20 protein-coding genes are annotated in these 19,068 nt (G+C 70.3%); 15 read left to right on the top strand and 5 right to left on the bottom strand.

The annotated features are described in order from the left end of the window. Positions 1-638 precede the first annotated feature (638 nt). From ffh to FXF68_RS22025, 9 genes are all read left to right on the top strand, one after another. Complete coding sequence (ffh, locus tag FXF68_RS22065) at positions 639-2,231, top strand: signal recognition particle protein (protein WP_148762099.1); 1,593 nt, start codon at positions 639-641, stop codon at positions 2,229-2,231. A 312-nt stretch (positions 2,232-2,543) separates the two neighbouring features. Beyond that, on the top strand, positions 2,544-2,993 hold the full coding sequence (gene rpsP, locus FXF68_RS22060) for a 30S ribosomal protein S16 (RefSeq protein WP_148762096.1): 450 nt from the start codon (positions 2,544-2,546) through the stop codon (positions 2,991-2,993). Between the two features lies 1 nt (position 2,994). After that, positions 2,995-3,237 carry an RNA-binding protein gene (locus FXF68_RS22055; protein ID WP_021598307.1) on the top strand — a complete coding sequence of 81 codons (243 nt, stop codon included), beginning with the start codon at positions 2,995-2,997 and terminating at the stop codon, positions 3,235-3,237. An 11-nt stretch (positions 3,238-3,248) separates the two neighbouring features. Then, complete coding sequence (gene rimM, locus FXF68_RS22050; protein ID WP_148762094.1) at positions 3,249-3,761, top strand: ribosome maturation factor RimM; 513 nt, start codon at positions 3,249-3,251, stop codon at positions 3,759-3,761. Then, a complete protein-coding gene (gene trmD, locus FXF68_RS22045; protein WP_148762092.1) occupies positions 3,758-4,759 on the top strand; it encodes a tRNA (guanosine(37)-N1)-methyltransferase TrmD in 1,002 nt (333 codons plus the stop codon). The genes rimM and trmD overlap by 4 nt, the downstream gene beginning before the upstream one ends. A gap of 118 nt (positions 4,760-4,877) precedes the next feature. Next, a complete protein-coding gene (rplS, locus tag FXF68_RS22040; protein WP_067883960.1) occupies positions 4,878-5,228 on the top strand; it encodes a 50S ribosomal protein L19 in 351 nt (116 codons plus the stop codon). A 168-nt stretch (positions 5,229-5,396) separates the two neighbouring features. Beyond that, positions 5,397-6,287 (top strand): signal peptidase I, encoded by an 891-nt coding sequence (gene lepB / locus FXF68_RS22035; RefSeq protein ID WP_246178858.1) that lies wholly within the window; start codon positions 5,397-5,399, stop codon positions 6,285-6,287. A gap of 551 nt (positions 6,288-6,838) precedes the next feature. After that, complete coding sequence (locus tag FXF68_RS22030; protein ID WP_148762088.1) at positions 6,839-7,564, top strand: ribonuclease HII; 726 nt, start codon at positions 6,839-6,841, stop codon at positions 7,562-7,564. Then, positions 7,561-7,875: a DUF2469 domain-containing protein gene (locus tag FXF68_RS22025; RefSeq protein WP_148762086.1), complete on the top strand. Its 315-nt coding sequence runs from the start codon at positions 7,561-7,563 to the stop codon at positions 7,873-7,875. The genes FXF68_RS22030 and FXF68_RS22025 overlap by 4 nt, the downstream gene beginning before the upstream one ends. 216 nt (positions 7,876-8,091) lie before the next feature. Here FXF68_RS22025 and dprA read toward each other — a convergent pair whose 3' ends face one another. From dprA to FXF68_RS22010, 3 genes are read right to left on the bottom strand one after another with little or no spacing between them, the layout of a single operon-like run. Continuing rightward, positions 8,092-9,264, bottom strand: a complete 1,173-nt coding sequence (gene dprA / locus FXF68_RS22020; RefSeq protein ID WP_148762084.1) for a DNA-processing protein DprA — start codon at positions 9,262-9,264, stop codon at positions 8,092-8,094. Next, positions 9,261-10,814, bottom strand: coding sequence for a YifB family Mg chelatase-like AAA ATPase (locus FXF68_RS22015; protein WP_148762082.1), 1,554 nt, complete (start codon positions 10,812-10,814; stop codon positions 9,261-9,263). The genes dprA and FXF68_RS22015 overlap by 4 nt, the downstream gene beginning before the upstream one ends. Continuing rightward, the gene (locus FXF68_RS22010; protein ID WP_148762080.1) at positions 10,815-11,168 is read right to left on the bottom strand and encodes a YraN family protein; all 354 of its coding nucleotides are present in this window, start codon (positions 11,166-11,168) and stop codon (positions 10,815-10,817) included. Positions 11,169-11,321: 153 nt separating this feature from the next. Here FXF68_RS22010 and FXF68_RS22005 point away from each other — a divergent pair, with 153 nt between their 5' ends. Then, entirely contained in the window at positions 11,322-12,233 is a 912-nt protein-coding gene (locus FXF68_RS22005) for a tyrosine recombinase XerC (protein ID WP_246178857.1), read from the top strand. A gap of 73 nt (positions 12,234-12,306) precedes the next feature. On the opposite strand, the gene FXF68_RS22000 is transcribed toward FXF68_RS22005, so the two are convergent. Further along, positions 12,307-12,999 (bottom strand): murein hydrolase activator EnvC family protein, encoded by a 693-nt coding sequence (locus FXF68_RS22000; protein ID WP_148762075.1) that lies wholly within the window; start codon positions 12,997-12,999, stop codon positions 12,307-12,309. Between the two features lie 389 nt (positions 13,000-13,388). On the opposite strand from FXF68_RS22000, the gene rpsB reads away from it, so the two are divergent. The 5 genes from rpsB (at position 13,389) to FXF68_RS21975 (ending at position 17,833) form a co-directional block, all read left to right on the top strand. Continuing rightward, positions 13,389-14,369, top strand: a complete 981-nt coding sequence (rpsB, locus tag FXF68_RS21995) for a 30S ribosomal protein S2 (protein ID WP_148762073.1) — start codon at positions 13,389-13,391, stop codon at positions 14,367-14,369. 87 nt (positions 14,370-14,456) lie between these two features. Then, entirely contained in the window at positions 14,457-15,293 is an 837-nt protein-coding gene (gene tsf, locus FXF68_RS21990) for a translation elongation factor Ts (RefSeq protein ID WP_148762071.1), read from the top strand. 147 nt (positions 15,294-15,440) lie between these two features. Further along, the gene (gene pyrH / locus FXF68_RS21985) at positions 15,441-16,139 is read left to right on the top strand and encodes a UMP kinase (RefSeq protein ID WP_246178889.1); all 699 of its coding nucleotides are present in this window, start codon (positions 15,441-15,443) and stop codon (positions 16,137-16,139) included. 102 nt (positions 16,140-16,241) lie between these two features. After that, positions 16,242-16,799 carry a ribosome recycling factor gene (frr, locus tag FXF68_RS21980; RefSeq protein WP_148762067.1) on the top strand — a complete coding sequence of 186 codons (558 nt, stop codon included), beginning with the start codon at positions 16,242-16,244 and terminating at the stop codon, positions 16,797-16,799. After that, positions 16,799-17,833: a phosphatidate cytidylyltransferase gene (locus tag FXF68_RS21975; protein ID WP_246178856.1), complete on the top strand. Its 1,035-nt coding sequence runs from the start codon at positions 16,799-16,801 to the stop codon at positions 17,831-17,833. Before frr ends, FXF68_RS21975 begins: the two co-directional genes overlap by 1 nt. Before the next feature lie 37 nt (positions 17,834-17,870). Here FXF68_RS21975 and FXF68_RS21970 read toward each other — a convergent pair whose 3' ends face one another. Next, positions 17,871-19,016 (bottom strand): suppressor of fused domain protein, encoded by a 1,146-nt coding sequence (locus FXF68_RS21970; RefSeq protein ID WP_148762066.1) that lies wholly within the window; start codon positions 19,014-19,016, stop codon positions 17,871-17,873. Between the last annotated feature and the right edge of the window lie 52 nt (positions 19,017-19,068).

Here is a 19,068-nt window from a genome sequence, read left to right as displayed (position 1 = left end):
GCACCCGACTACACCCCGCCTCGGCGCCCAAACCCAAGCCCGAAGCACCGATCGGTCCGAACCGACGCCCAGTCCGGAGGCGACACCAAGACCCGAGGCGCCGCCCAGACCCAAGGCGACGGCAAGGCTCGTGACGCTGGCAAGGCCCGCAGCGAGGACCAGGGTCCGGGGACGAACAGGTTCGAAGCGACGGCCAAGACTGAGGCGACAGCAAGGCTCGAAGCGACCGCAAGGCGCAAGGCGACGACGAGGCCCATAGCGACGACGAGGCCCGTGACGGCGGCAATGCCCGCAGCTACGGCCAAGTTCGAGGCGACGGCCTGGGGTCGTAGCGACGGCCAAGTTCGAAGCGCGGGCTAGGTCTGAAGCGACGACAAGACCGAGCGACGACCAGACCCGAGGTGAGGACAGGGCTCGAAGTGACGGCCAGGTCCGTGGCCAGGTAGAGCGGGTAGACGAGGCGGGCGAGTGGCTGAACGCGCTCGGCCGCGCGGGCTCGGCGGGCGTCCTCGGCTAAGGCGGACGGACGGGCTGGGTGGGCCCCTTGGCGAACGGGCTTCGTCGGACGGGCAGGATGCGGCCGGTGACCCGATACGCTGATAAGCGATCCCAGAAGCTTTCAAGGACGGTCCAGACACGTGTTCGAGACGCTCTCCGACCGGTTGACGACGGTCTTCTCCTCGCTGCGCAGCAAGGGCAGGCTCTCCGAGGCCGACATCAACGCCACGGCCCGCGAGATCCGTGTCGCGCTGCTCGAGGCCGACGTCGCGCTGCCCGTCGTCAAGGACTTCATCGCCCAGGTCAAGGAGCGGGCGCGGGGCTCGGAGGTCTCGCAGGCGCTGAACCCGGCGCAGCAGGTCGTCAAGATCGTCAACGAGGAGCTCATCAACATCCTCGGCGGCGAGACGCGCCGGATCCGGCTGGCCAAGAACCCGCCTACCGTGATCATGCTCGCCGGTCTCCAGGGCGCCGGTAAGACGACCCTGGCGGGCAAGCTGGCCCGCTGGCTGAAGCAGGAGGGGCACGCGCCGCTGCTCGTGGCCGCCGACCTGCAGCGTCCGAACGCCGTCCAGCAGCTCCAGGTCGTCGGCGAGCGGGCCGGGGTGCCGGTGTTCGCGCCCGAGCCGGGCAGCGGCGTCGGCGACCCGGTGGACGTGTCGCGCCGGTCCATCGAGCAGGCCAGGCACGCCCAGCACGACGTCGTCGTCATCGACACGGCGGGACGCCTCGGCGTCGACACCGAGATGATGCAGCAGGCCATCGACATCCGGGACGCCGTCAAGCCCGACGACGTGCTGTTCGTCGTCGACGCCATGGTCGGCCAGGACGCCGTCAACACCGCGCAGGCGTTCATGGACGGCGTCGGCTTCGACGGCGTCGTCCTCACCAAGCTCGACGGCGACGCGCGCGGCGGCGCGGCCCTGTCGGTCCGGCATGTCACCGGGCGTCCGATCATGTTCGCCTCGACGGGCGAGAAGCTCGAGGACTTCAGCGTCTTCCACCCGGACCGCATGGCGGGCCGGATCCTCGACATGGGCGACATCCTCACCCTGATCGAGCAGGCCGAGCAGGCGTTCGACGCCGAGCAGGCCGAGAAGATGTCGAGCAAGTTCGCCTCGGGCGAGGACTTCACGCTCGAGGACTTCCTCGAGCAGATGATGATGATCCGCAAGCTCGGCCCGATCGGGAACCTGCTCGGGATGATGCCCGGCATGGGCCAGGTCCGCGACCAGATCAGCCAGATCGACGACCGCGACCTGGACCGCATCGCCGCGATCATCCGCTCGATGACGCCGCAGGAGCGCAGCCAGCCGAAGATCATCAACGGCTCCCGGCGGGCCCGCATCGCCGCGGGCTCCGGCGTCAGCGTCGGCGAGGTCAGCAGCCTCGTCACCCGCTTCTTCGACGCGCAGAAGATGATGCGCCAGATGGCGGGCGGCATGGGCATTCCCGGCATGCCGGGCGGACGCCGGAAGGCCACGAAGGCGGCGAAGGCGGCCAAGAACAAGAAGGGCAAGCAGCGCAGCGGCGACCCGCGCAAGCGCGCCGCCGGCAAGCCCCGTCAGGACCAGCAGCCCGCCGCGGACGGCGCCCCCCAGGGCCTCCCGCCCGGCCTCGGCGGCGCCCCCGGCGGCACGCCGGGCGCGCTCCCGCCGGGACTGGGCGGCCAGCTCCCCCCCGGCTTCCAGATGCCCGATCTGGGCAAGCTCCAGGGCCGCAAGAAGAAGTAGCCGCACCGGCATCGACGGCATGCCCGGCGCGCAGGAACCCCGATCCGCAGGTGTCGCAGCACGTGGCGGGGCGGCCTTGGTGGTCGGGCGAATGCCGGTGTCGGAAAGAGCCCGGCCCGCGGGGTCGACACAGGAGCGCGCGATTGCGCTTTTGGTGTCATCGTCTGGCAGAATGACACGCTGGAAACCCGGAGTCGCCAGGCGCCCTCTCTCGTCCTGCGCGGCCGGAGTCCATGGGCGGCCATGAGCCGGTGTTCCCCACCTGGCGCGGGCCCGCCCACCCTGTAATGAAGTCTGGAGTACACCACACCCGTGGCAGTCAAGATCAAGCTGAAGCGTCTGGGGAAGATCCGGAACCCGCAGTACCGGGTCGTCGTCGCCGACGCCCGCACCAAGCGTGACGGGCGGGCGATCGAGGAGATCGGGCTCTACCACCCCAAGGAAGACCCGTCCCTCATCAAGATCGACTCTGAGCGGGCGCAGTACTGGCTCGGCGTCGGCGCGCAGCCGACCGAGCCCGTGCTCAACCTGCTGAAGATCACCGGCGACTGGCAGAAGTTCAAGGGCGAGCCGGGCGCCGAGGGCACCCTCAAGGTCGCCGAGCCCAGGGCCGACAGGAAGGCCGCGTTCGAGGCCGCGGTCAAGGAGTCCCTGGGCGAGGACGAGGCCGCCGCCACCGCGACCCGGAGCAAGAAGAAGGCCGAGCCGAAGAAGTCCGAGGCGAAGGCCGCCGAGAACACCGAAGCTAAGAGCGAGGGCTGACGTGCTCGAAGAAGCGCTCGAGCACCTGGTCCGCGGGATCGTGGAGAACCCGGACGACGTCCGGGTCCGCGCCCGCCGGATCAGGGGCGGCCGGGTCCTCGAGGTGCGCGTGCACCCCGAGGACCTCGGAAAGGTCATCGGCCGCAGCGGTCGCACCGCCAAGGCCCTCCGCACCGTGATCAGCGCCCTTTCCGGGGGCCGGTACGTGCGTGTCGACCTCCTCGACGTCAACGAGGTCCGCTGAGTGGCGTCCCGATGAGCGAACCGCTCGTGGTGGGACGGATCGGACGGCCGCACGGAATCCGCGGTGAGATCACCGTCGACGTCCGCACGGACGAACCGGAGTCCCGGTTCGCCGTCGGCGCGGAGATCCGCACCGACCCGGCGGCCGCCGGCCCCCTCACCGTCGAGCGTGCCCGCTGGCATTCGGGACGCCTGCTCCTGCGCTTCGCCGGGATCGGCGACCGGGACGCCGCGGAGGGACTCCGCGGCGTCTGGCTGGTCGTCGACCCCGGCGACATTTCTCCGTCCGCCGACCCGGACGACTTCCACGACCGGGAGTTGATCGGCCTCGCGGTCGTCACCGCGGACGGCGCGGATGTCGGCCACGTCGCCGACGTCCTCCATCACGGCCAGGACCTCCTCGTCGTGACCGGACCGGCCGGGGAGACGCTGGTCCCGTTCGTGGCCGCGCTCGTCCCCGAGGTGGACGTCCCCGGGGGGCGGCTCGTGATCGACCCGCCCCCCGGACTGCTCGACCGCCCATGAGACTCGACATCGTCACGATCTTCCCCGAGTACTTCGCCGCCCTCGACATCTCCCTCATAGGGAAGGCGCGGCGGACGGGACTGCTGGACGTCCACGTCCACGACCTCCGCGACTGGACCCACGACCGGCACCGCACCGTCGACGACACCCCCTACGGCGGCGGCCCCGGCATGGTCATGAAGCCGGACCCCTGGGGCGAGGCCCTCGACGCCATCGCCCCTCCCGCACCCGTTCAAGATCAACTTCCCTCCGAATCAGAGCCTTCCGGGCCGTTCGCCTCAAGCGACCACCCAGAGCCGCCCTCGGAATCGGCCCAGCCGCCGCCGGACGGCTCCGCGCCCCCCACTTCCGGGCCGCCCGAAATGTCCACATTTTCCGATTTGCAGTCACCTGGGCGCGCCGCGGGATCCGTCGCTCGGACGCCGGGAGCCTCATCGGCTCCCGGAGCCGTCCCGCGGCTGGTCATCCCGACTCCGAGCGGACGGCCGTTCACCCAGGCGCTGGCCGCCGAGTACGCGGCCGAACCGTGGCTGCTGTTCGCCTGCGGGCGCTACGAGGGCATCGACTCGCGCGTCGCCGAGGAGGCCCGCACCCGCATGCCCGTGGACGAGATCAGCCTCGGCGACTTCGTGCTCGCCGGGGGAGAGGTCGCCGTCCTGGTCATGGTCGAGGCGGTCGGACGCCTCCTGCCCGGCGTGCTCGGCAACGCCGACTCGATCGCCGACGACTCCTTCGCCCCCGGCGCCATGGAGTCGCTGCTGGAGGGCCCCGTGTACACGAAGCCGCCGGTCTGGCGCGAACGCCCCGTCCCGGACGTCCTCCTGTCGGGGCACCACGGCGCGATCGCCCGCTGGCGGCGGGACGAGGCGCTCCGCCGCACCGCGCGGCACCGTCCGGAGCTTCTCGCGCGCCTCGCCCCCGGAACCCTCGATGATCGGGATCGGGACGTCCTCCGTGCCGCCGGTTTTCCGGTTGACGGCGAACGTATGGCAGACTAAAGCGTCCGTGCGTCGAGACCGCACGGCACCCCAGGACCACTTTCCGCGGCGCGACGCCCCCACGCCAGACCTTCCGGGGCCTCTCGACGCCCGCGTTCGACCATGAGGAACCGCTGCGATGCACACCCTGATCCAGGAGATCGAGAAGGCCGCGATGCGCACCGACGTCCCGGACTTCCGTCCGGGCGACACCTTGAAGGTGCATGTGCGCGTCACCGAAGGCAACCGGAGCCGAATTCAGGTCTTCCAGGGCGTGGTGATCCGGCGCCAGGGCGGCGGCGCCCGCGAGACCTTCACCGTCCGCAAGGTGAGCTACAGCGTCGGCGTCGAGCGGACCTTCCCGCTCAACAGCCCGTCCATCGACAAGATCGAGGTCGTGACGCGCGGCGACGTCCGCCGCGCCAAGCTGTACTACCTGCGGAACCTGCGCGGCAAGGCCGCGCGCATCAAGGAGAAGCGCGACCACTGAGCCGATGAAGGACGACGCCCCGGGAACCCGAGACGGTAACCGGGGCGTTGCCCGTTTCGGACGGAGATGGCCGGCCCGGACGGCCGCGACACGCCCGCGCGCGGCGTCGCGCGTGCCCCGCGCCGCTAGGCTTTCGCTCTGATGACTGACGAGGACGATCGGAGAGACGTGCGATCCGAAGCCGAGGGCGCGGTGCCCGAAGAGAAGGAGCCCGTGGACTCGACCGAGGACGCGGCCGACGACTCCGAAGACGACGCCAAGGGCAAGAAGAAGAAGCGGCAGGGCTCGTTCTGGAAAGAGCTCCCCGTCCTCATCGTCGTCGCCGTCGTGCTCGCCCTCGTCATCAAGGCGTTCGCGGTCCAGGCGTTCTACATCCCGTCCGGCTCCATGGAGAACACCCTCCAGGTCGGTGACCGCGTCCTCGTCAACAAGATCGTGTACCACACCCGCGACATCGCCCGCGGTGACGTGATCGTCTTCAACGGCCTCGACTCCTGGGACCCGGAGGTCCAGGTCAAGGAGCCCGGCAACCCCGTCTCGAAGGCGCTGCGCGCCGTCGGCACCGCCTTCGGCGTCGCGCCCAACGAGAAGGACTACATCAAGCGCGTCATCGGCATCCCCGGCGACCACGTCAAATGCTGCGACGCACAGGGCCGCGTCACCGTCAACGGCGTCCCGCTGGACGAGAACTCCTACCTCTACACCGACCCGATCACGCACGAGCGGAACAAGCCGTCGAACGACCCCTTCGACGTCACCGTGAAGCCGGGTCAATTGTGGGTCATGGGCGACCACCGCGAACTCTCCTTCGACTCCCGCTCCCACCGCGGCGACCCGGGCGGCGGCACCATCCCGATCGACCGCGTGATCGGCCGCGCCTTCGTCATCGTCTGGCCGCTCGACCGCATGGGCAACCTCCCGATCCCGGACACGTTCAAGCAGAAGGCCCTCGAGAAGTCCTCCGCCGCGGCCCTTCCCGCCACGCCGTACGCCCTCGGCGTCATCGGCACCCTGCCCCTCGCCTACCTCCTGCGTCGCCGTCGCCTGAGAGCCTCCTGACGGCGACGACCGCGTCCACCGCGGCAACGCACACAACACGGCCGACCGCTCGACACCACCGCACCCACCCGGGACGGCGTGGGCCGACAGCCCACAACCCGAAGTCGACCGGCCGACGCCGCCCCGCCAGCCAAGCCCGCTGATCATTCACGCTCCAAAGCGCCTGCCCACCCGAGCGACACGACCCCCGTGTGACGGTCCTCCGCAAGCTCAGGCGGGCGGTTGTGGCGCGCCAGAGGGATGGCTTTCTGGCCGCGGCATGCAACGCGAGCTCGGGCCGGAGGGGCCGGGTGGAGCTTTGGTCAAGCGCGGCGCGCAGTGCGTGGTCGGGTGGATGGTGTTGCTGCGCCGGGGCGGCGCGTTCGGTGGCCGAGGCGCGTAATGCTCCACCGGTTCGGCGATTCGGGCAGGTCAGGGCAGGGCGCGTTCCGGTGTCGTCGATCAATGTCATTCCTCCGAGCAGATGTCGGGGACAGGGGTGATCAGGGCCATGGCGGGAAGGATGCGGATCGGCGAGCGGCGGCCGGGGACGGGGACGTACGCTGCGGAGCATGAAGGGTCGCCCACTTCGTTTCACGCCGCGTCGTGACGCGGGGTTGCACGCGTACGAGCGCGTTCTGGAGCACGCCGGGTTCAGCCCGGTGGCGGGTGTCGACGAGGCGGGGCGGGGGGCGTGCGCCGGGCCCATGGTCGTCGGCGCGGTGATCCTTCAGGGGGGACGGGGCAGGATCGACGGCCTCACCGATTCCAAGATGCTCACACCCGCCCGCCGCGAGGAGCTCTACGAGGAGATCACCAAGCGCGCCTACGCCTGGAGCGCCGTCGTCATCCCGTGCCACGACATCGACCGGATCGGCCTTCACCGCTGCAACGTCACGGGGATGCGGCGGGCCCTGGCCGCCCTGGACAAGCGGCCCGCCTACGTCCTCAGCGACGGCTTCCCGGTCCCCGGCCTGGACGTCCCCGGGCTTCCGATGATTAAGGGTGACCAGGTCGCGGCGTGCGTCGCGGCGGCGTCCATCGTCGCGAAGGTCACCCGAGACCGGATCATGGTGGAACTCCACGAGCGGTACCCGGAGTACGGCTTCGACCTTCACAAGGGGTACGTCACCCGCGCGCACGGCAAGGCGCTCTCGGTGCACGGGCCTTGTCCAGAGCATCGGTTCTCCTACGTCAACGTCGGGCGTGCCTTGCGTAACAATGGAGAGGTGGCCTTGGAGGAGGAGACCGAAGGAGAGGTCCCCGGCGAGGGCCGGACGGAAGGGGCACGAGCGTGAGCGCCGAGGATCTCGAGAAGTACGAGACCGAGATGGAGCTGCAGCTCTATCGCGAGTACCGCGACGTGCTCGGGCTCTTCGGCTACGTCGTCGAGACCGAGCGCCGGTTCTACCTGACCAATTCCGTGGACCTCCAGGTGCGCAGTGTCGAGAACGGCGAGGTCTACTTCGAGGTCACGATGCAGGACGCTTGGGTCTGGGACATGTACCGCCCCGCCCGCTTCGTCAAGAACGTGCGTGTCGTCACCTTCAAGGACGTCAATGTCGAAGAACTCGCCAAAAGCGACTTCGAACTCCCGTCCGACCAATAAGCCGACTCCCACCTAGACCTGGCTGACCGCCCGGCCAGACCACGGCTCGGCCCCGACTCGGCCTCCTGCAGAGCAGCCGAATCTTCGATAGACCCCAGCCCGTTCGTGCCTCACGATGTGCGTGGGCCGATCGTCCGGAGCCGGACGGAATCCGAGGCGGTGATCGTGAACGGCGTCCTCCCTCTGTGTTCGGACGGTCCTCTGTGTTCACACGGTTCATTCCGGGGGTCCTTGGGGGATGGGCGCGACGGGGCCGGGGGACTTTGCCGACTTCGCCAACCGCCAGCCGCCGGGAGCGCGTTCTACGAAGCCCGCGGCGGCCAGCAGCCCCAGCTTGGCGTTGACGGTCGGCAGATCCATGCCCGCCTTCACGGCGAGCTGGGCGGGACCGACCGCACCCCGGGCAGGGAACGCTTCCAGGACGGACCGGGTGACCGGCTCCAAGCGGTCGCGCGGGAAGACCGGGGTGTGCGGAGGCGGGGCCAGGTCGGTGCCGAGGCGGCCGACCGTTTCGATGATCTCCTCGGTGCGGGTGATGACGGTGGCGTTCTCCTCGCGTAGGAGCCGGTGGCAGCCGACCGATGTCCGGCTGGTGATCGGGCCCGGCACGGCCATCACCATGCGGCCGAGCCTGGCGGCCCAGGCGGCCGTGTTGAGGGCGCCGCTGCGGGCCTCCGCCTCGACGACGAGCGTCCCGCGCGAAAGGGCGGCGATCACCCGGTTGCGGATCAGGAAGCGGAGCCGGTGCGGGTGAGTGCCGGGCGGCGACTCGCTGACCAGCAGGGACCTCCGGGCTATCTCGGCGAAGAGCCCTTCGTTGGACGCCGGATAAGGGACGTCGACGCCGTTCGCGAAGACCGCGACGGTGCGCCCGTCGGCGGCGAGCGCGCCCCGGTGGGCGGCCGCGTCGATCCCGAGCGCACCGCCGGAGATCACCGTCCAGCCCCGGTCGGCGAGTTCGGAGGCGAAGTCGGAGGCGGCGCGCATGCCGTACGGGGACGCGGCGCGGGAGCCGACGACGGCGACCGAGCGCAGGCAGTTGTAGCGCAGGTCGCCGGGGCCGCGCAGCCACAGGGCGTAGGGGCGTCCGCTGCCGAGGTCGTCGAGGGTCGTCGGCCATTCGGGCTCGCCCGGGCAGATGAGGCGGCCATGGAAGCGGGCGCAGACGGCCATGTCCTGGTCGGGTTCGGCGGCGATCAGCCGGATCCGCCAATGTGCCAGGCGATCGATCTCCTTGGGGCCGGCGGGCACGTCGTCGGGGAGGCGTCCGGTGCGGATCGCTTCGAGGGCCCGCTCCGGGCCGGACGTGTCGATGATCCGGTTGAGGAAGGCGTCGCCGGGTTCGGCGACGGCGGTCAGGGTGGCGCGGGCGGTGCGCTCGTCGCTCATTGGCGCACCGCCGACCACAGGGCGAGCGCGCCGCCGACGTCGTCCGAACCGGGCTCGTCGCGGCCCGCCAGGTCGGCGAGGGTCCAGGCGACGCGCAGGACGCGGTCGAGCCCGCGGGCGCTCAGCGCGCCACGCTGGAGGGCCTGGTCGGCGCCCTGCATCGCCTCCGACGACGGGGTGAAGCGGCGGCGCAGTTCCGGCCCGGGGATCTCGGAGTTGGATCTCCACGGGGTGCCCGCCAGGCGGCTGAGCGTCCGTTCCCTGGCGAGCAGGACGCGTTCGGCCACCACCTTGCTGGATTCGGCGAACTCCAGGTCGTAGCGGAGTTCGGCGCGGCTGGCCGGGGCCAGTTCCAGCTTGAGGTCGATGCGGTCGAGCAGCGGGCCGGAGACGCGGGAGGCGTACTTGCGGCGCGCGCCGGGGGCGCACGAGCAGTCGATCTGCTTGGCGGCGGCGCACGGGCAGGGATTCGCCGCCAGGACGAGCGTGAACCGGGCGGGGAACCGTGCCATGCCCTCGATCCGGCTGATCCTCACCTCGCCCTCTTCGAGCGGCTGGCGCAGCGCGTCGAGCGTTCCGGCTAGAAACTCAGGAGCTTCATCTAGAAACAGGATCCCTCGATGGGCCAGCGAAACGGCTCCGGGCTGGAGGACGCGCCCCGATCCGCCGCCGACCAGCGACGCCCGGGACGCCGAGTGGTGCGGCGCGTAGAACGGCGGCTGGACGATCAGCGGCTGACCCGGCCGGAGCGTGCCCGCGACGGAGTGGATCGCCGTGACCTCCAGCGCGACGTCGGGCTCCAGGGGCGGCATCAGCGTCGGCAGGCGTTCCGCGAGCATGGTCTTCCCGCAGCCGGGAGGCCCGGCGAAGAAGAGATGGTGCCCTCCCGCCGCACTGATCTCTAAGGCGCGGCGTGCCTCCGCCTGCCCGCGGACGTCGGCCAGGTCCAGGTCGGGCGGAATGTCGTGCCGTCGCACCGAATACCCGTCGGCGGTGGAGGGCGGCCCCTCGTCCTGCTCCTCTTCGATGGGCGGTGGCTGGTCGCGCAGGAGGCAGAGGAGAGCGCGCAGCGTCCTCGCCGAGATGACCTTCATGTCCGGGACGAGCTCCGCCTCGGCCGCGTTCGCCTGCGGGACGACCACCGTCTGGCAGCCGTTGTTGGCCGCCGCCAGCACGGCGGGCAGGACGCCCTGGATCGGACGGAGCCGGCCGTCCAGACCGAGTTCGCCGATCAGCACAAGGTCGGCGCAGGCGCGTGGCGGGACGGCCTCCGCCGCCGCGAGCAACGCGATCGCGATGGCGAGATCGAAGGTCGATCCCTTCTTCGGCACGCTCGCCGGGAACAGCGACACCGTGACATGGCGGTTGGGCCAATCTTCACCGGAGTTGAAGATGGCGGCCCGGACGCGGTCGCGGGCCTCGCTGAGCGCGGTGTCCGGGAGGCCGACCAGGTGGAGGCCCGGCACGCCGCTGGTGATGGCCGCCTCGACGTCGACGACGAGGCCGTCCACCCCGACGAGCGACACCGAGCGGGTCTTCGCGAGCGTCATTCAGCACACCTCCCTCAGGTGGTCGATGGAGAAGCCGGTCCCCTTGGAGACCAGGCCGAGGACGTCGACGCGCACGGTCGCGGACCCGACGCCGTGCGCGGCGGCCCACCGCCAGGCCAGCCGCCGTAACCGGGCGGCCTTGTCCTCCGTGATCGCTTCGAGGGGGTCGCCGAAGCGGGTGGACCCGCGGGTCTTCACCTCGCAGACGACGTGCCGGCGGCCGTCGTGGGCGACGATGTCGAGCTCGCCCTCCGGGCACCGCCAGTTGCGGTCGAGAATCGTCCAGCCGAGTTCGAGCAGGTAGTCGGCGGCGGCGTCCTCGCCGCGCCTGCCGAGGCTGATGTGGGCTTTCATGGCCTCACCTCCGGACTTCGACGATGCCGCGCGGTGACGATGTGTGACAGAGGGAACGCGAATTGTGGATAACCTCGGGAGCATTCGCGACGATCACCGCGAAACGGCGTCGGGTCCTTGCTTCGGCGGGGTGTCTGGCGCAGCGTGACGCCTGTGACCCTTGCGCTGGAGGAAGCCGTCTCCGACTTCGGGCGCCATCTGCGCGCGGAGCGCGACGTCTCACCGCACACGCTGCGCGCCTACCTCGGCGATCTGAACGACCTGGTCGGCTACGCCGCCGACACCGGCGTGACGGAACCGGGGGAATTGGACGTCTCGCTCCTGCGCGCCTGGCTCGCCCGCCAGCACGCGCTCGGCCGCTCGCGCGCCACCCTGGCCCGCAGGACGGCGGCCGTCCGCGCCTTCACCCGCCACCTGCACCGGCGAGGTCTGCTCGACGACGATCCGGGGCTATTGCTCGGCACTCCCAAGCGGCAACGGGACCTGCCCACCGCACTCACCCAGGAGGAAGCCGCACGTCTCCTGGACACGATGGACGCCCAGGGGCCTCTCGGTCTCCGTGACCTGGCCGTCCTGGAACTGCTCTACGGAACGGGCGTTCGGGTCAGTGAACTGTGCGGTCTGGACGTCGACGACCTGGACACCGGCCGTCGCACGGTCCGCGTCCTGGGCAAGGGCGGACGTGAGCGGACCGTTCCGGTGGGAGAGCCTGCCGTCCGCGCCGTCCAGGACTGGCTCCGGGCCGGGCGCCCCGCCCTCTCGACCGAGAAGAGTGGCCCCGCCCTGTTCCTGGGCGTGCGCGGCGGACGCCTGCACCCGACCAGCGCGCGCCGCATCGTCCACGACCGGATCACCGAGGTCGGGGAAGTCCCCGACCTGAGCCCGCACGGCCTGCGCCACAGCGCCGCCACCCATCTGCTCGAAGGCGGGGCGGACCTGAGGAGCGTCCAGGAGATCCTCGGCCACGCCTCATTGCAGACGACCCAGATCTACACCCACGTGTCGCCCGAACGCCTCAAGAACGTCCATCGGCAGGCCCACCCCCGCGGAGCCCAACCCGACTGACCGTGCCCAACCGGCATGAGGGTGAACGGCCATGCCGTCCCACATGCGGGAGGGCGGGACGGCAGGCGGCGGGTCAGCGGGCGCGGCGGAGGCGGCGTTCCCGGGACAGGTTGATCACGCCCGGCGGCGGACGGTGCCTGCGGTGCAGCCGGAACCGGAGCCCGGTGCGGCGCCAGAGGAACGCCAGCGTGAGGGTCAGCAACACCCCGGTCAGCGCGCCGCCCGTCGCCGTGGTGGCGTCCCGCAGCACCAGGTCGGGCTGGTGCGCCGGCTCCGGCGCGGGTGCAGGCGACGCCGTGGACTTCGGCCAGTAGGGCAGCAGGCGCACCTGGCGCTGGACGAGGCTCAGCGGATCCAGGTAGAGCGAGCCCCGCAGCAGCCCCCAGTGCAGGCACGGCACCCGGCAGTGCAGCACGCCGCCTTCCAGGACCCCGATCCGCGTACCCGCCGTCACCTGCCGCCCCACGCCGATGCTGGCGCGGACCGGCAGATACGTGGTCCGCAGCACACCGTGATCGATCGCGACCACGCCCCGTCCGGCCAGACGCCGGGCGTAGGAGACGCGGCCCGCACCGGCGGCGTAGACGGGCTGACCCGGCCGCGCCGCCAGGTCGACGCCCCGGTGGCCGGGTCCCCACGGCGAGGCGGGCGGCGCGAAGGCCCGGACCACCTGTGGCGCGGGCGGCCCGAGCGGCCACCGCCACACTCCCGGGCCAGGCGTCCCGAGGGCGATCGTGCAGGTGAGAAGCAATGTCAATAAAGTCATGCGTCGCAGCCTGCCGCCCCGCCAGCCACGCCGACAGAGGCTACGTCAACTGTGGATAACCTCGGCCGCCGTTCATTCCCGGACACCCCCGCGCCCTGATAATCTGTAGCAGTGTCCGAGAGGGCACCGGCCAGGGCCAGGCCGTCGACGATCCGTCCGCAGGGGGGGAGAGACGAGAAGCCGCGGTGAGCGGCGAGGTCACAGACCCGGAAACGGGTCACAGCCGCCTGGGGATGTCCCGGCGGCTGATTTCACGCGCCCGCATGCCACCGCTGACATGGGTGGGGCGCCGTCCCCAGGTCCGTCGCCGCGGCGACGGTGGGACGGCACCCGGGCGCAGGAGACAACCAAATGCGGCCCGGCAGGGCCAGAGAAGGAGAACACGGGCAATGGCACCCGTCGTCACCATGCGGCAGCTCCTTGAGAGCGGCGTCCACTTCGGCCACCAGACCCGCCGCTGGAACCCGAAGATGAAGCGCTTCATCCTCACCGAGCGCAACGGCATCTACATCATCGACCTCCAGCAGTCCCTGTCCTACATCGACCGCGCCTTCGAGTTCGTCAAGGCCACGGTCGCCCACGGCGGGACGATCCTGTTCGTCGGCACCAAGAAGCAGGCCCAGGAGTCCATCGCCGAGCAGGCGACCCGGGTCGGCATGCCCTACGTCAACCAGCGCTGGCTGGGCGGCATGCTCACGAACTTCTCCACCGTCCACAAGCGGCTCACCCGGCTCAAGGAGCTGGAGGAGATCAACTACGACGACGTGGCCGGTTCGGGCATGACCAAGAAGGAGCTCCTCGGGCTCCGCCGCGAGAAGGACAAGCTGGAGCGCACCCTCGGCGGTATCCGCGACATGGCGAAGGTCCCGAGCGCCATCTGGATCGTGGACACCAAGAAGGAGCACATCGCGGTCAACGAGGCCAAGAAGCTCGGTATCCCGGTCGTCGCGATCCTGGACACCAACTGCGACCCGGACGAGGTCGACTACCCGGTCCCGGGCAACGACGACGCCATCCGCAGCGTCAGCCTGCTGACCCGCGTCGTCGCCGACTCCGTCGCGGACGGCCTCATCGCGCGCGCGGGCGCCGCGCCCGGCGCGGACGAGAAGCCGGCCGAGGGCGCCGCCACCGCGGTCTCCGACGAGCCGCTGCCCGAGTGGGAGCGGGACCTGCTGAAGCCGTCCGAGGACGGCGCCGAGGCCCCGGCGGAGGCCGCCGCAGCCACCGAGGAGGCTCCGGCCGAGGACGCTCCCGCCGAGGACGCTCCGGCGCAGGAGGCTAAGGCCGAGGACGCCCCGGCCGAGGAGGCCAAGGCCGACGAGGCTCCGGCCGAGGAAGCGCCGAAGCCCGCCGAGGCCGAGCAGGCTTGATCCCGCGGTCCCGGCCCGTCCGGTGCGGACGGGCCGGAACCGTCGCGGGTCCCACGACCAACGACGACGAGAGAAGCGAAGAGAGCAATGGCTAACTTCACCGCCGCGGACGTCAAGCGGCTGCGTGACCTGACCGGCTCCGGAATGATGGCCGTCAAGAACGCCCTCACCGAGGCGGACGGCGACTTCGAGAAGGCCACCGAGCTGCTGCGTCTCAAGGGCGCCAAGGACGTCGGCAAGCGCGCCGAGCGCACCGCCGCCAACGGCCTGGTCGCCGAGTACTTCGCCAACTCCGGCGACGGGGCGCTCCTGGAGCTGAACTGCGAGACCGACTTCGTCGCCAAGAACGAGCAGTTCATCCAGCTGGCGAACCGCCTCGTCGAGTTCGCCGCGGGCAGCGGCGCCGCCGACGCGCCGGGCCTGCTGGGCGCCGAGATCGAGCCGGGCAAGACCGTCCAGGCCCTGATCGAGGAGAACAGCGCCAAGATCGGCGAGAAGCTGGAGCTGCGCCGCTTCGCCCACTACCAGGGCGCCTACGTGGCCAGCTACCTGCACAAGTCCGACCCGTCCCTGCCGCCGACCACCGGCGTGCTGGTCGAGCTGGACAAGGAGAACCCCGAGGTCGCCAAGGACGTCGCCCAGCAGATCGCGGCGATGTCCCCGAAGTACCTCACCCGCGAGGAGATCCCCGCCGAGGCGGTCGAGAAGGAGCGGGCGCTCGCCGAGCAGCTCACCCGGGACGAGGGCAAGCCCGAGCAGGCCATCCCGAAGATCGTCGAGGGCCGGGTGAACGCCTACTTCCGCGACTTCGTCCTGCTTGAGCAGGCGTTCGTGAAGGACAACAAGAAGACGATCGCCAAGGTCCTGGACGAGGCCGGGGTCAAGGTCGTCCGCTTCGCCCGGTTCAAGGTCGGGCAGGCGTAAGGGCACTCTGGAGACAGGGATACCCGAAAGACCACGCGAGACTACGAGGAGGCCGCCGACGTGCCGGACAAGACGACCAATAGCGCGGCGGCGGCCTCGTCGCCCGCACCCGGGCAGCACGCGCCGCGCGCCGGGTGGAAGCGGGTCCTGCTGAAGCTGTCCGGCGAGGCGTTCGCCGGACGCGACCCGCTGGGGATCGACCCGGAGGTCGTCCAGCACGTGGCGGAGGCCATCTCCGAGGCCGTGCGGGACGGCGTCCAGGTCGCGGTCGTCTGCGGCGGCGGCAACATGTTCCGCGGGGCGGTCATGGCCGAGCGCGGAATGGACCGCGGCCGCGCCGACTACATGGGCATGATCGGCACGGTCATCAACTGCCTCGCCCTCCAGGACTTCCTGGAGAAGCTGGGGCTCGACACCCGCGTGCAGACCGCCATCACCATGAGCCAGGTGGCCGAGCCGTACATTCCGCGGCGCGCCATCCGGCACCTGGAGAAGGGGCGCGTCGTCATCTTCGGCGCGGGTCTCGGTCAGCCGTTCTTCTCCACCGACACCACCGCCGCCCAGCGCGCGCTGGAGATCGGGGCGGAGGCCGTCCTGAAGGCCACCCAAGTGGACGGTGTCTACGATGCCGATCCGCGAAAGAATCCTGACGCGGTCAAGTTCGACCGTTTGGATTACGGTGAAGTTCTACAGCGGGGCCTGAAGGTCATGGACGCCACGGCCATCAGCCTCTGCATGGACAACGCGCTCCCCATCGTGGTCTTCGACCTCATGGGGCAGGGCAACATCGTCCGGGCCGTCCGGGGTGAGAAGATCGGCACGCTGGTCAGCCCGGAGGAGGGCTGACCGGCAGCCCTCCAGCCGCAGCGCGCGTCGCGGCGCCGGACGCGGAGCCGGACGCGGTGCGGAACCGTCCGACCAGGCCGACCAGATGACACGGGAGTCACAGTGATCGACGAGACCCTCCTCGAAGCAGAGGAGAAGATGGAGAAGGCGGTCGCGGTCGCCAAGGAGGACTTCCAGGCCATCCGCACCGGACGGGTCACCCCCGCGATGTTCAACAAGATCACCGCGGAGTACTACGGGACGCCGACGCCGATCAACCAGCTCGCGTCGTTCACCCTGCCGGAGCCCCGGATGGTCATCGTCCAGGTCTTCGACAAGTCGTCCATGCAGGCCGTGGAGAAGGCCATCCGCGACAGCGACCTTGGCGTGAACCCCACCAACGACGGCAACGTCATCCGCGTCGTCTTCCCCGACCTGTCGGAGGAGCGGCGCAAGGAGTTCATCAAGGTCGCGGGCCACAAGGCCGAGGACAGCCGGGTCTCCATCCGCAACATCCGCCGCCGTGCCAAGGACACGCTCGACAAGCTCGCCAAGGACGGCGAGGCGGGAGAGGACGAGGTCCGGCGTGCGGAGAAGGAGCTCGACGACGCCACGCACCGCTACGTGGCGCAGATCGACGAACTTCTTGAGCACAAGAAGGCAGAACTGCTCGAAGTTTGATGGGACTCGACGACGCCGGGGAGCCCTCCCGCTCCCCGGATGAGCCGGAGGCCGACATGGCCGGGCGGACGCCGGACACGTCCACCGGGGACACCTCGTCCTCCGGCCCCACCCCCTCCACGGGCGCGCACGTGTATGCGGGCCCTTCCGACAACGGGACGTCCCCTGGGGCGACGTCCGGTGACGAGACGTCTTCTGATGGGGCGTCCGGCGGCAAGCGCGAAGGCAAGGCGGGCCGAAATCTTCCGCTCGCCATCTTCGTTGGCCTTGGGCTCGGCGCCCTTGTGCTGCTCTCTCTCTACACGGTCAAGGAGATCTTCCTGGCCGTGATGGTCGTGTTCCTGTTCGTCGGCATGCGGGAACTGACCGAGGCGTTCAAGAGCCGTGACATCCGTGTCCCGTTCATTCCGGTCGCGACGGGCATGGTCGGCACTCCAGTCGTGACCTATGTGTGGGGGCCGACCGCCACGGTGGCGGCGTTGTCCCTCACGGTGCTCGCGTTGCTGATGACGCGGATGACCGAAGGCGCCGAAGGGTACGTGCGCGATGTCGCCGCAGGGTCGCTCGTCGCCGGTTACCTCGTCCTCATGGGCGGCACCGTGGCGCTCCTGCTCCGCCCGGACGACGGCGACCACCGCATCGTCATCTTCATCGCCATCACCGTCGCGAGCGACACGGGCGGGTACTTCGCGGGGGCGTTCCTGGGGAAGCACAAGCTGGCGCCCACGATCAGCCCCAAGAAGACCTGGGAAGGCGTGACGGGCTCGGCCCTCACCTGCATGGTCGTCGGAGGCTGGCTGGTCTGGTGGCTGATGGACGGCGGCCACGTCTGGCAGGGCGTCCTGATCGGCCTCGCCGCCGTGGTGACGGCGACCGCGGGCGACCTCGTCGAGTCGATGATCAAACGGGATCTCGGCATCAAGGATCTGGGAACGATCCTGCCCGGCCACGGCGGGGTCATGGACCGCCTGGACTCACTGGTCGCGACCGCGCCCGTCGTGTGGCTTCTCTTGGAGCTGTTCGTCCCCGCCTAGGGTCGCCTGGAAGGCTCCTAGGCGGGGGGTGTCCGCGTTAGGAGACGACCCAGGAACGACCCTGCTGGGCGAGGCGACGGACAAGCGCGTCCGATCCCTCACTCTTGGCGAAGCGGTGTTCCTCACCGGTGATGGGCACGAGCCACAGCCACCGGACGGGGTCCTCGTTCTGCGTCAATCCGGTCAGGTCGGGGGAGTCGGGGCCAGGCAGACGGCTCGGATCGTCCAGGAGAAGGACGCCCTCCCAGGCCGACTCACCGTTCCGCAAGGGAAACGTGCGGGCCTCGTGGTACCACTTGACGACGTCCCCAGGGGCGAACCACGTCACCGAACGCCATGGATACTGGGCCAGCCACGGGAAGATGCTGCCCGCGCGCTGACTGGGCAGAGTGCTCGCTACGGCGAGTTCGATGCGTCCATAAGGGGCGACGTCGTCCTCGTACAGTTCGACCGTTGGCATCCGTTGACGGCACATCCCGACCGTGCTCAGCACGGTGAACCCCCGGTCGCCTCTTGCCGGACGTTCCGACACCCCTACGGTCGGGGCCATGTTCGTCCGGCCGCCGCCCAATTGGCGTCCGACATCGTGCCAGTAGTGGCCACCTGGGCCGAGCCTCTGCAGGAGATGGCCGAGCACAGACTGCTGGAACTCGGCCCAGGAACTGTCCGCGCGGCACATCTTCCAGTGCTCGCGGGCCCGGTCGATGCGTGGTCCGAAGTCCTCGATCTCCTCTTCCAGGGGGAAGGCGAACGGGCTCTGCCGGACGACGTCGCGGGCGTATCCGGGGATACCGCGCCCCATGTCGGACCAACCGGGGATCACGAACAGCGGGTCGCCCGCCTCCAGGACGGCGACGCCGTCACCCTCCTCGAACCACACGACCTCTAGGGCTTCGACGTCCAGTTCCTTGCGTCCCGCCGGGTGGCGTACGTGGGATTCCGGCATGAGGGGCGCGCGGCCCGCGTCCAGGCGGGATTGGTCCAGGTCCGGTGGCGCCTTGCGGTGGTTGGCGACCCATACCGCCCCGACCACCGAGTCCCGCGCGTCTTTCAGGAAGGCCGCCGTAACGTCGCCGTCGGTCTCGACGGTGAGCCGCCGGCTGCCGTACGGGCTGGCCGCGGTGTGGAGGACCGCGGCCGTGGATCCCCGGGGCGGGGACGCTCCCCTGCGCAATACCGACATGATCGAGACCTTAGTCGCAGACAAGGTCATCTGCAGCGATGTCGTGTCGCGG

This window comes from Actinomadura decatromicini (genome assembly GCF_008121305.1).
Lineage (GTDB): Bacteria > Actinomycetota > Actinomycetes > Streptosporangiales > Streptosporangiaceae > Spirillospora > Spirillospora syzygii.
The sequence above is the reverse complement of the archived record's forward strand: the minus strand, read 5'-3'. Positions and strand labels throughout refer to the sequence as shown.